Origin of the sequence: uncultured Gemella sp., assembly GCF_963529685.1 — a bacterium.
Lineage (GTDB): Bacteria > Bacillota > Bacilli > Staphylococcales > Gemellaceae > Gemella.
Map to the genome: position 1 here is coordinate 22,937 of NZ_CAUSAI010000014.1, position 13,675 is coordinate 36,611.

A 13,675-nucleotide genomic window follows, 5' to 3' on the forward strand; every position below is an offset into this window, starting at 1 on the left:
TTGAAGAAGAGAAAGCCTTATTAGTTAAGGTTAAATAAAAGGTATATCTATTTGATATGTCTAATCTATTTAGATAGAATGAATTAGGATTACTATTACTATTTTAAAAACTTTGTGAATGTTCATACTGTTAAGGGATTAGTAAATGAAAAATCTAGATTTTTAGAGATTAAGCTAGAATAATTCTATAAAGAATTGAATAGTGTGTAAATATTTAGTATAGATGATATTTGCGAAGGTGTAGATATGGATATTATATTTGAAAAAGGTATAAACAAAAACCATTCTCTAGTGATCTGTAAATGGTCGAATGAGAAAGGTGAAGAATTTCAAAAGCAATGGATGGGATTAAAGGTTTCTTATCCTTTAAATTTAAATAAGATACAGAAATTAGAGAATATATTTTCTATTTTTCATGAAGAAGAATTTCTTGGGATAATACAAATTATAAAAATCGAGGTAAATAATGTGCATTTAGGGAGATTTATTTTAAATCCACAAAAAGTAGGGCAAGGTCTTGGAAAGAATGCATTAGGATCATTTGTTCAGTATATTTTTGAAGATGAAAATATTGATAGTATAACTCTAACAGTATTTGATTCTAATATGATTGCTAAGAAACTGTATGAGAAATTAGGTTTTAAAATTGATAAAGTGATAGAATGTCCAAATTTGAAATATATTATGAAAAGAACTAGATAATTATTATTTTCAAAATTTTTCAACTTTAATTTCATTTTAATTATAGTCTAAAGTTCATGTAAGGTAAGTGGGATATAATATAAACATAACAAAACTTAATAATATTTTTTTCATCGGTTAGTCGTAATTCTATCAAGTCCGGAGGAAGCAGATAGAATGTACGAATAACACATGCTACAGAAACTAGAATTTTTAGGACGAAAGGACGAGAAAGTTCTTAGTTTCGAATCAGTGAAATATATGGCTCATCGAAAGATGGGTCTTTCTCCATTTTCAGAATAGTTTTCAAGTTATTCCTTGAATCTTTAATTCAAAGTGATATAATATTATTTATGAAAAAAACATCAGTAAATTTATTAGAAGGTCCGATATTACGGGCGATGATTGCTTTTGCGATACCGGTTATGATAGCAAATATTTTTCAGCAACTCTATAATACGGTAGATATTATGATTGTTGGTAGATTCCTTGGAGAAGAATCCCTTGCTGCTGTTGGAGCTACTGCTGCGATATTTGAGCTTGTAGTTGGTTTTGCATTAGGTACAGGAAATGGTATGGGTATAGTTATTGCCCGTTATTATGGTGCAGGAAACTATGAAAAGTTAAAGAGTGCTGTAGCTGCCACATTTGTAATAGGAGGGGTATTGAGTATTGTGATTGCCGTATTAGGTAATTTTGCTTTATATCCATTATTGAAATTACTTGGGACACCAAGTAATATTATTGCTCAGTCTTATGAGTATATTTATCTTATAGTAGTATTTGTAGGTGTTGCTCTTTTGTATAATTTATGTGCTGGACTACTTCGAGCAGTAGGAGATAGTAAGGCTGCATTATATTTTTTAATTTTTTCAGCAATTATTAATACTGTATTAGATATATATTTTATTGCATACTTACATATGGGTGTGCGCTCGGCTGGGGTAGCAACAATTATTTCACAAGGAGTGTCTGCTGTATTGTGTTTTATTTATATTCGCAAAAAAACTCCGTTTTTAATCCCATCTAAAAAACATTTTACATGGAATAAAAAACTTTATGCTGATCTATTGGGACAAGGTATTTCTATGGGGCTTATGTTTTCTGTTGTTTCGATTGGAACTTTAATTTTGCAAACTTCGATTAATGCCTTAGGTTCAACGATTATCAGTGCTCAGACAAGTGCTAGAAGAATAATGATATTTGCACTTCTTCCAATAATAGCTATGAACGCGACTGTAACAACCTTCACATCGCAGAATTTTGGTGCGAGACAATATAGACGTATTGTTGAAGGTCTTCGACAAGCGATGACTATTGCGATTACTTGGTCAATTTTTATTAGTATTGTATTATTCTTTGCTAGTCCATATCTAAATGAACTTGTCACAGGAAGCAATGATGAAGAATTAATTTATCAAGCTTCATTATATCTAAAAATTAGTTCAGCATTTTATCCGATATTAAGTGTATTAGTAATACTAAGAAATGCCTTGCAAGGTTTAGGGCAAAAGATGATGCCACTTGTTTCGAGTATTATAGAAATGCTTGGGAAAATATTCTTTGTGATATTTATAATACCAAGTACAGGATACCTAGGTGTAATACTCGTAGAACCTATTCTATGGTGCATAATGGCTGTTCAGCTATATTATGCATTTAGAAAAGAACCAGTTATTCGTTCGTTGAAGAAACAGAGTAAGTAGAAGATTGGGAGTACCCAATTTAAAAAATTAAGAAGTAATTCTAAAATCATAATTTTAGAGTTGCTTCTTTTTTATATAATTTATTAGATTAAGTATTAGATGCTGAACAATAAAAAGTATATAACATAAAGTTAAATTTAAAAAAGTTTTTTAATTAACAATGGACATGGATGCGATTTTTTTATAAAATAAGTTTATACATAATATTTAGGTTTGTAAATTAATTCATGTAATTATAATATTGAACTGGAAAGTAGATGAGGTGATTTATGAGTATATCGATATATTATTTAAGGAGATTTGGTTTAAGTTATACTTTAGCAGAATCTTTATCGAAGGATGAAGTAGAATTACTAGATTTATTTTTGAAAAAAAATAATAAGCTTTCAGAGTTATATACTAATAAAAAAATTGATAAATTAAAAAGTTATTTTAAAGAATCATTATTTAGTATGTCAAAATCAATTAATATTTTTGATGAGATGTTTATGCTTGAATCATGTGGAATTAATCTTGGAACTAGTAAAATATATGAAAAATCTACATCTATTTCAGAGTATAAAATATTATTAGGAACAGTAGATTGGAAAAGTGAAGGATTATTATTGGCAGCTGAAAAATTAAGAAAACAAATAGAAGATTATAATCAAGTATTAGAATTAGAATCCAATCTGAAAGAAATTTCCAGATGGTACAACTATCTATATTTTTTGCAAAATACTTATATAGAAGATAATGAGATTGAAAATAAAGGTCTTAATAGGGAATTAATTATGGATCTATTAGAAGAAGGTTATTTAGAGGTTGATAAATCGGGTCTGTTTTTTATGATTTCCATTGATAATCTTTCCTTTTCTGATGAAATATTTGATATATTTAAATTGGATAGAAATTATTACATTGAAAATAAAAGTGAAGGGAATCAAAATATAGAAGAATCGGTAACAATAACTTTGAATGATTATCTTTCTTCAGATTTTAAAAGAAAAGATCTTTTCCTTTTAAGACTAGAAGGTAAGAGTTTTAAAGAAATTGGGGATGAATTTGGAATAAGTAGAGAAAGAGTAAGACAAATAGTTAGTAAGATAGTAAATAAGATGCCTAGTATATATGAAGTGCAAAAGTATAGTGAAATATTCTCAAAATATATGATTTCAAAAGAGATTTTTATAAATATCTTTTGTTCAGATGGAAGAGTTTATGAGTTATTAACCTTAGTGTCGAAAAAGGGTGAATTAGACATATCAAAATATATATTAGAAGGAAATTTTGATGAAAAATACAAGCAATATATAGTTGCAAATTCAAAACGATTCATAGAAAAAGATAATAATAAGAAATTGCCGAGAGAATATTTAATAGGTGAAATTTTACAAGGGAATAAGCATTTACAAAAGTATTTTTCTTTAGAAGATATCTATTATCTATATAAAGAGGCAATAGCAGATTATACTAAATTACATATAAGTTCAATAAGAGGGCTAGATGCATTGTTAGATAGATGTTCGAATGTTATTTATTCATTTAAAGAAGGTTACAGATTTCATAGTATAAATTATACTAAAGAAATTGGAGATGAATTATTAGAAATTATAGGATCTATTTCTGATGGTGCTTACAGTATGAATTTTATCTATGAAAATAACTTAGAAACTATGGAAAAATTAGATATTTTGAATGGTTCTGAATTGCATTATTTTATAAAAAAGTATGTTGATATTGTGGAAAAAATAAGTTTGGGAAGAAATCCTGAATTTGTTAAAGGTGACTTAACAAAAAAAGAATATATATTTTCAAGATTAAAGTATTTTAATGGTGATTCAGTTGATAATTTTGTATCTTACATGAATAGTAATTTTGGATTAAATAGCGATTCGTTATTATCTTATGTATGTGCTAACTTTCCTGAAAATATAGTGAATAGAACAATCTTCTTTAAAAATAATAATATAAAGGAACAGATTAAAGTTCTAAATAGTGTTTTAACAGAAGAGATATATGAGAAAAATGAGTTTTATAGTATTATAAATAAATATTTTCTTGAAGATGAGATAAGTAACGAATTATTTTTTGAACTTGGATATGCTGAAAAGAGACAAGTTGTTATAAAACTTCAATATAAAACAGCTAGTGAGGCTTTTGTTAAATATATCCTATCTAAGAAAGTCTTTCAAATAGAGGATAAGTCCATATTTAAAACCAATGAGTATTTTAATACAATTAAAAAATTAGAGAAAGATTTAAAGATTCTAAAAATATCAAACGACAGTTATATTAATATTAATTATCTTGAGGAAAGAGGTTTTGATAAAAGTAAATTTTTAAAATTTATTTCTAGTGTAGATGAATTTATAAAAGATGATGAGTATTTTTCGATTATTTCATTAATTAATGCTGGATTTCAGGATAGTTTATTAGAAGATGGCTTTGAACTTATTTCTCTTGATCGATTAATTAGTATTTCAGATAAAGTAAAAGCTGTGAGTATAGGGTTTCCAAATATATATTGTTGCTGTGGTGTTAAGAAGAATTTAAATGATTTTCTAATTGATGAGTTATTTAAATGGGGAGCAGCTAATGTATCTGACTTCACAGATGATATAAATAGTAAATATGGTTTGACTTTAGAAGAGTATAAAGTTAAATTAAGGCTTATAGAGGCAGGAGCCTATTATTCTGATATATTGAATAAGGCTTATATAATAAAAGAAGATTATTTAAATGAGGTGTATGGAGAATGAATTTATTAAATGATTTAAATTTAAGGGAGACAGGTGGAATTAAGAAATTATCGATACAAGGAGAAACTAGAACTTTTAAAGTTTATAGAATACCGATTGATAATTTAATATATAATAAAAAAAATGGAAGAATTGCTACTTATGTTTCTCAATTTATCGATGAAGGAAAAGAGTTCCCTGAGAAAAACAATTACAAGTTTAATAATATCATAGAAGAATATATCCAAAAAAGTAATCCTGATGCGTTAAAGAAAACTAAAGCTAACATTAAAATTATGTCTCAAACAGAACCAGCGGTAGTAACAGCTGAAGGTGTAATATTGGATGGAAATAGAAGATTTACTGCTTTAAGACAACTGTCAAGAGAAGGATTAGGAGCAGAGTTTAATTATTTGGAAGCTGTTATTTTAGAAAATAACGCATATACCGAAAAAGATATAAAAAGGTTAGAATTAAATCTTCAACATGCTATTGAATCAAAAGTTGATTATAATCCAATAGACAGATTAGTTGATATTTATAGAGATTTGATTAAAGATGACGGAATGTTTACTGTAGAAGAGTATGCTACTGACACACAAATGACGATAAAAAAAGTCAATGAGGAAATAGGTCTTGCTAAGTTGATGTTAGAATATCTTGAATTTATAGGTCAATCTAAGAAGTTTTATATTGCCAGAGAACAAAAAATAGATGGTCCAATAAGGGAAATATATAAAATTATAAATAGTAAGAAAATAGATATTAATCAGAAAGATACAATAAAAGAAATTTTATTCTTAAGTATGATTTCATTGAATGGTGATATTACAAGAAAAATTAGGAATCTAAAATCGGTATTTGAAGATAAAGTATATAGTAATAATCTAGTAGATGAATTTGAGGAACTTGAGATTCTTGATGATGCTGTTGATTATTTTGAAAGTGAGACTACACAAAAAGATGTTAGAGATACGGGAATATTAAATATTGAAGAAAATATAAAAGAGAGAGTATGTAAGGTAGTTGAAAGCAGCGTTGAAGTAAAAAAATTATCTGAATCTAAAAATAAACCAATAGATATATTGAATAGGATAAATCTTTTAATCAATGATATAGATATTGATTCAGTAAAGCGTATGAATGATTTGTTGAGAAATGAATTTGATACAATTTTGAGTCATGTTGAGGAAAAGCTAAAAAAAATGAAATAGATTGATGTTATGTGATATTAATTTAATGAAGATATTAAAGAGAGGTTTGGTGTGAAGAATAATATTTCTGAAGATAATGCATTAGTGATTTATTATGAAAATAGTTTAAAGTTGAGAAATAATTTGAGTCAACCATTAGATTTAAAACAACGTTCACTAAAAAAATTAATTAAAAAACAATATTCAGATGAGATGATTACTTATTTTAGAAATGATTTATCTTATGTTGAAGTAGAAGAAATAATTTATTTATTAACTAGATATTCTGAACGAACTGAATGTAAATTAATTATTTTAGATTCGGTTAGAAATTTTATTGAGTTATCAAAATTTAGAATACAGGAGATAGCTAGAAGAGGTCTGGCTATTAAAAATAAAGATGAAATGTTTTTGAATGATTTTGAAAAATTTAATAATATTGTTAGTAGTGAGTTGAGTCGTCCATTATATTTAATACAAAGTTGGGTAAGTTTTTATCAAGCAACTATGAAAAGAGTTGCAAATTTTTCTGTTCCAGGTGCGGGAAAAACGTCAATGATTTTTGGAACGTATGCTTTTCTATCAAGTAAACAAATCGATAAAATTGATAGGATAGTAGTAGTGGGTCCAAAAAATTCATTTATTTCCTGGAAAGAAGAATTTAAAGAAGTATTTAAGAATAAAAGAAATTTAAAAGTATTGGATATTCATGATTCAGATTTTTCTGTGGAGATGTTTTATAAAAATGTGAATCATTATAATTTGATTCTGATTAATTATGAATCACTTATGAAATATAAAGAAGAACTTTTAAAAATGGTTAATATACGGACGATGTTAGTTTTTGATGAGGTTCATAAAATAAAAAATATTGATTCTGAAAGGGCGAAGTTTTCTATTGAATTAGCTCAAAAAACCAATTATAAATATGTACTTACTGGAACCCCTATTCCTAATTCATATCAAGATATATGGAACTTTCTTCATATTTTATATAGTTTTGAATTTGACAAATATTTTGATTTAAATTTATCCTCTTTAAATAATCCAGATTTAAAGACTGTTTTAGATATTAATAGTAAATTAAATCCATTTTTTTGGAGAGTAACCAAAAAAGAATTAGGAATTCCTAAAGAGAATAGTGACACAATAATTAATGTAACTGCTAATCATATTGAACAAAAATTAATTGATATTTTATGGAAAAAATTCAAACATAGTCCATTTAAATTATATATAAGATTAATTCAATTGTCATCAAATCCTCATTTGCTAAAAGAGAAAATTACTTACGACATGTATGGAGATTATGGTATTGGAGAAGAATATTCTAATATTGAGATTATAGATAATCAATTATCTTTTGAAGAGAATGAAATAAAGTTAATTGATACAATTGAGAAATCCTCAAAGTATATAGAATGTATAGAATTAGCAGAAAAATTAATTAGTGAATCAAAAATTATAATAATTTGGTGTATTTTTGTTGATACAATTAAAAAAATTGAGAATGATTTGATAAGAAAAGGATATAAAGTTGCGGTAATATATGGTGGAATTGATAATGGTGAAAGAGAAAAGATAATATTAGATTTTCAAAAGGGGAAATATAATGTCTTAGTTACAAATCCTCATACGTTAGCAGAATCTGTGTCATTACATAAAGTGGCACATGATGCATTATATTTAGAATATTCATTTAATCTTACTCATATGCTACAATCTAGAGATAGAATTCATAGATTAGGTCTTGAGGAGAATCAAGAAACTAATTACTACTATTTTATGTTAGAGGGACAATTAGAAAAAAGAAGTACAATCGATAGAAAAATATACGATAGGCTAAATGATAAGAAAATAGTTATGTATGATGCAATAGAAAAACCAACTATTTCTCCAGAATTTTCAATAGATGAGAAAGAAGAAATTTTGAATATGATGAGAGAAGAAATGGAAAAACAAATTTAGCATTGTATTTATGTAATAATTGAACTTTCTGTTTTAGTAACAAATTAATTTAGAGAAGTAATTCTAAAATCATAATTTTAGGGTTGCTTCTTTTTTACTGCAAACCCCATACTCACATGATATAATAGTAGGGTATTTAAAAATAAATGATAAGGTGATAGAATGAATAAATTAAAACAATTATTAAATGAAAAAAAATATTTAATTATGGGAATATTGAACTTTACTCCTGATTCTTTTTCTGATGGAGGAAATTTTTATGATGTGGAAGCTGCGATAGAAGGTGTTCGTAAGATGGTATCTGAAGGTGCGGATATTATTGATATCGGTGCTGAATCGACTGGTCCAGGTTCGACTGTAGTTAGTGAGGAAGACGAACTGGCAAGATTACAAAGCGTATTTCCAACTCTAAGAAAAACATTCCCTGATGTGTGCTTTAGCGTTGATACGTATAAGCCTAATGTAGCTGAATACATGATTGAAGCAGGAGTAGATGTACTAAATGATGTAAATGGAGCTAAAGGAAGTACTATGGCTGATGTCGCTGCTAAGTATGACATTCCAATCTTCATCATGCACAATGGTGGTGTAGAAGAAGGACATGAGATTGAGCAAGTTGTACGTGAACTAGGCGAGAGTGTGGATATTTGTCTAAATGCTGGTGTGAAAAAAGAAAATATTATCGTTGATCCTGGGATGGGATTTGGTAAAACTGCAGAAGCTAACTTAGAAATTACACGTAAACTAGAATTACTTAATTCATTAGGTTGTGAAATCTTATATGCGGTAAGTAGAAAGAGAACTACAGATTATGTGCTAGGTGGTAATAGTAACCCGAAAGATAGAGATATAGTAAGTGCTACTTTATCATTAGAAGCGGTGAAACGAGGAGCTAGAATGGTGCGTGTTCATAATGTAAAAGTTATGAAAGAAGCCCTAATAACATATGAAATAATTAATGGCTAATCTAACAGAAGGAGGTTAAAATGAAAAATACATTTGTTTATAATAATCATTTAGAAGCGAAGAAAGTTCTTAGTACGCTTGAGAGTGAATTAGAAATGTGCGATGAATTTATTTTCAGCGTGGCATTTATTTCAGAAAGTGGTTTAACTAGTTTACTTCAAAATTTGAAGAATTTAGAAGAAAAAAACATCCGTGGAAAGATTTTAACGACGAATTATTTATATTTTAATACTCCTAAAGTGTTAGAGAAATTGTCTAATTTTAAAAATATCTCTCTAAAGGTTTATGATTGTATAGAAAATAAACACGGCTTCCATACTAAAGGTTATTTATTTAGATATGGTGATTTATGGAAAGTACTGATGGGAAGTTCGAACTTAACGAGTGCTGCACTTACGATAAATAAAGAATGGAATACTTTTGTTGAGGGTGATAGGATTCTAACGGATAATATTCTATATGAGTTTAATAGCTTATGGAAGAAAGCCAAGTCTTACTCTGAAATAAAAGATAAGTATGTTGAAGAATTCGCTAGTAATCAGATTGAGACTGTTACTAAGAAAATTATTTCCGAGGAAATTAAACCGAATAAGATGCAAAGAAGTTTTATAGAAAATTTTGAAAAACTTCGTAATCAAGATAACAAGGGGCTTCTTATTTCTGCGACAGGAACTGGTAAGACATTTGCGGCTGCTTTTGCGATGAAGAGTATAGGTGCTAAGAGATTGTTGTTTATAGTCCATAGAGAACAGATTGCTCGTCAGGCACTGGAGACATTCAAGACTATTTTTGGAACTAGTCGTAGCTATGGTTTACTTACAGGTAAAGAGAAAAATATAGAAGCGGATTTTATTTTTTCTACTGTTCAAACTATGTCTAAAGAAGATGTTTTTAAGAATTTTAACGATAGTCATTTTGATGAAATTATAATAGATGAGGTGCATAGGGCAGGAGCTGATAGTTATCTTAGACTGATGGATTATTTCAAACCAACATTTTATCTTGGTATGACGGCAAGCCCTGATAGAACGGATAGTTTTAATATTTATGAATTGTTTAACAATAATATCGTTTATGAAGTTCGCTTAAAAGAAGCGATGGAAAATTCACTATTATGTCCGTTTCATTACTTTGGTATTAGTGATCTAGAAGTCGATGGTAAGGTTATTGACGAACTGAGTGATTTTTCAAATCTAGTGTCTAGTGAACGTGTTGAGCATATTATAAGTAAGATCAATTATTATGGTTATTCAGGAGATAGGGTAAAAGGTCTAGTTTTCTGTTCGTCAAAACAAGAAGCTAAGGTGCTTAGTGAAGAATTTAATAGGCGTGGTTATAATACTACTAGCTTAACAGGTGAAGACAGTCAGGAGCGACGTGAACAAGAGATTGCTAAGTTGATCGCAAATGATGGCGATATGCTAGATTATATATTTACTGTAGATATTTTCAATGAGGGTGTAGATATACCAGAGGTTAATCAGGTAATTATGTTAAGACCTACACAAAGTTCTATTATCTTTATTCAACAGCTAGGTCGCGGTTTGCGAAAATCTGCGGATAAGGATTTTGTAGTAATAATAGATTTTATTGCTAACTACAAAAACAACTTTTTAATACCTGTGGCTCTATCTGGTGATAATAGTTATGATAAAGATACTGTAAGAAAGTTTTTATCTCAGGGTACTAGGTATATTCCGGGGACGTCGACTATTCATTTTGATGAAATCTCTAAACAGCGAATTTATAGTGCGATAGACAATGTGAAGTTAAACACGTGGCTATTTGTTACGGATGAATATAATAAGCTAAAAAATAAACTTGGTAGAATACCTACTTATTCAGACTTTGAAAACTATGACGCTATTGATGTTAGAAAGATTTTCGAGGTAGCTGGAAGTTATTATTCATTCTTATCTAAGAAGGAAAAACAGTTTAAATATAGTGGAAAACTGACGAAGATCGCAGAGAATATGCTAAATTTTGTCTCTACCAATTTGATTTTGAGTAAAAAGATAGAGGAACTTATAATATTACGTTTGTTATTAGATGATAAGAAGCGTAATGTTCTTACAACGTTTGAAGAAATTATGTTGAAAGACTATAATAAGTTTATCGCAGATTATGAACTGGATGTTAGTAGAAAGATACTTACTAACAATTTCGTAACTAGTAGTGTCACTAAGAAGAAGTTTCACGATTGTATATTTTTAGATGAGAATGTTGCTGAGATAAAAGTATCTAAAGAATTTGAAGAACAGTTACAATCAGAGGTTTTTAGGGAATTATTACTAGATTTGGTAGACTATGGAATTTACAGATTTAATAAATATTACAAAGATAATTTATACAAAGATACTAATTTTGTATTGTATGAAAAATATAGTTTTGAGGATATTTGTAAATTATTCTCATGGGGGATAAACTACGTGCCGCTTGCTATAGGTGGTTATAAGTACGATGAAAGAACAAAGACTTTACCAGTGTTTATTAATTATGACATTGATGAAAATTCATTTAACCGTGATTATACGCATGGATTTTTACCGGATAATGGTTTTACTTCGATGTCAAAACCTAGAAGGAATTTAGAATCAAAAGAGTGTGACTATTTCTATAATGAAGAAACGAAAATTTATCTATTTATGAGGAAAAATAAAGATGATAAAGATGGTGCACGAATATTTTATTTCCTAGGTGAGATGAAGACAACGGGAGAGCCTAAGCTGGTAGCTAGAGAAAGAAGCGGAGATACAGTAATTCAATTCTTCTATAAAATACAGACTCCAATTCGTGAAGATATGTACGAATATTTCACGAGGGATAGAATATAATAAAAGACAATGGGGCTGCCCCAAAAGTCCTAAAGTTTAAAAAAGTGCATATGATAACTCATAGACGCAGTGGTTTATTGATATCTAAATTCACTTTATGAAAGCTTTTTAGATATTTAATAAACTGTGCGGGGGTGACTCGGCAAAATCTTGTTTCTTAAGAAATCACGATTTTTGAGTCGCTCCCTTTTTGAATGATTTTTGATGGGAATTCTAAAAAATGAAAAATATTTCCCAATAAAATCAGCTAATTCTCCTTTGATTTTTTGGTTTTTGGTTATGCTATTATTATATCATGGGGATGATTTTTTGTTTATTTTTAGGTTCAAGTACATATATTTCTCTCTTTCTTTTTATATGCACTATTATAACCTATTTATACATTTTTATTTTGTCAAAACTGTACATTCTTATTTTATCATTTTCAGGTAAACTAAACATGTAGAGGCTAAGGGGAGGTGTTTTTGGACGCGGGTTCAAATCCCGCCATCTCCATTTTATAGAAGTGTACCATTTCGGTATGCTTTTTATTTTTTTTTAGCTTTTTATAAAAAATATATATAATTAAACGTATATTTTTACACAACACCGACTAATTGATAATCGTTATCGACGATAAAGCGACATTTTTCTTCACTATTTCAAGTATATGTTACTATATAAATAAAATTATTTTTTTGTTTTTATCATAATATAAAACTATTTTTAAAGATTTAACTAAAAGTTTATATTAATATATTTCAAAATTTATAAATTCTTGTTTTTTTTTTTTTTTTTATGGTGGACATATTTTCTTAAAATAATGAGCATAATTGTATCTATATTAATGTAATTTATGATAACATTATGTAAGTAATATAACCAAATTTTAGAAGAAAGAGGCAAATTGAATGATAGGAAAAAATAACCTAAAAAAACAATATGAACGTCGTGGTGAAAAAGTCGAAACTTATTCTATTAAGAAATTAAAAGCAGGAGCTGCGAGTGTTCTAATAGGTGTAGGTTTATTCTTTGGTGCGGGTGTTGTAGAGGCTAGCGATAATGCTACTGTGCAACAAAGTGGTAATAAGAAGTTAGGAGATGATACTGAAACGAGTGTATCGGAAACAACTTCGGTTGAAGTAAAACCTGCTGAGAAAAAAGCAGAAAACACAGGTGAAAAAGCGGCAGAAGCGGTAGCGGAAAAGCTAAATCCACAAATTAGTGAAAAGGCACAAGCAGCTGGAAAAACACAACAAGAAACTGATAAATCTTTATTGCTACAAAAAATTGAAGAGTTAAAAGCTCAATTAGAAAGAATTAAAAATAACTCTAAACAACAGTCAATGATAAATGATGCAACTAATAAGTTAGCTACAGCTGAAGCATTAACACAAACTTCAGCTACTCAACAAGAAGTAGATAAGAAAGCCAAAGAAATTAGCTCACTAACTGCTATCTTAAAATCAATTAAAGCAGAAGAAACTGTAAAACCAAAGAAAAACAGTGACAGCCGTAATGATAAAAAGATGCAAGAAGGAACTGGTTTCAGAGATGGTGGAGGAACGACTGAATCAACACCTTCAACACCTCAACCAGAAGGTAACGTGATTGCTCGTGGTGAAGAC

8 protein-coding genes are annotated in these 13,675 nt (G+C 28.4%); all 8 read left to right on the forward strand.

The window, feature by feature from the left end; all coding sequences use genetic code 11:
• Positions 1 to 246 precede the first annotated feature (246 nt).
• The gene (locus tag RWS90_RS03595; RefSeq protein WP_314548698.1) at positions 247 to 702 is read left to right on the forward strand and encodes a GNAT family protein; all 456 of its coding nucleotides are present in this window, start codon (positions 247 to 249) and stop codon (positions 700 to 702) included.
• Between the two features lie 269 nt (positions 703 to 971).
• Positions 972 to 2,387, forward strand: coding sequence for an MATE family efflux transporter (locus tag RWS90_RS03600; RefSeq protein WP_314548714.1), 1,416 nt, complete (start codon positions 972 to 974; stop codon positions 2,385 to 2,387).
• A 269-nt stretch (positions 2,388 to 2,656) separates the two neighbouring features.
• On the forward strand, positions 2,657 to 5,128 hold the full coding sequence (locus RWS90_RS03605) for a sigma factor-like helix-turn-helix DNA-binding protein (RefSeq protein WP_314548700.1): 2,472 nt from the start codon (positions 2,657 to 2,659) through the stop codon (positions 5,126 to 5,128).
• Entirely contained in the window at positions 5,125 to 6,321 is a 1,197-nt protein-coding gene (locus RWS90_RS03610) for a ParB/RepB/Spo0J family partition protein (RefSeq protein WP_314548703.1), read from the forward strand. The genes RWS90_RS03605 and RWS90_RS03610 overlap by 4 nt, the downstream gene beginning before the upstream one ends.
• A gap of 51 nt (positions 6,322 to 6,372) precedes the next feature.
• Positions 6,373 to 8,268: a DEAD/DEAH box helicase gene (locus tag RWS90_RS03615; RefSeq protein ID WP_314548705.1), complete on the forward strand. Its 1,896-nt coding sequence runs from the start codon at positions 6,373 to 6,375 to the stop codon at positions 8,266 to 8,268.
• A gap of 162 nt (positions 8,269 to 8,430) precedes the next feature.
• Positions 8,431 to 9,234 (forward strand): dihydropteroate synthase, encoded by an 804-nt coding sequence (gene folP, locus RWS90_RS03620; RefSeq protein WP_314548707.1) that lies wholly within the window; start codon positions 8,431 to 8,433, stop codon positions 9,232 to 9,234.
• 20 nt (positions 9,235 to 9,254) lie between these two features.
• Positions 9,255 to 12,068 (forward strand): DEAD/DEAH box helicase, encoded by a 2,814-nt coding sequence (locus tag RWS90_RS03625; RefSeq protein WP_314548710.1) that lies wholly within the window; start codon positions 9,255 to 9,257, stop codon positions 12,066 to 12,068.
• Between the two features lie 890 nt (positions 12,069 to 12,958).
• The coding region (locus RWS90_RS03630; RefSeq protein WP_314548712.1) for a YSIRK-type signal peptide-containing protein at positions 12,959 to 13,675 on the forward strand (717 nt) is incomplete at its 3' end.

Coding starts and splice junctions, on each gene's coding strand:
- RWS90_RS03595 (WP_314548698.1), top strand. CDS start 247: ATGGATATTATATTTGAAAAAGGTATAAACAAAAACCATTCTCTAGTG.
- RWS90_RS03625 (WP_314548710.1), top strand. CDS start 9,255: ATGAAAAATACATTTGTTTATAATAATCATTTAGAAGCGAAGAAAGTT.
- RWS90_RS03610 (WP_314548703.1), top strand. CDS start 5,125: ATGAATTTATTAAATGATTTAAATTTAAGGGAGACAGGTGGAATTAAG.
- folP (WP_314548707.1), top strand. CDS start 8,431: ATGAATAAATTAAAACAATTATTAAATGAAAAAAAATATTTAATTATG.
- RWS90_RS03605 (WP_314548700.1), top strand. CDS start 2,657: ATGAGTATATCGATATATTATTTAAGGAGATTTGGTTTAAGTTATACT.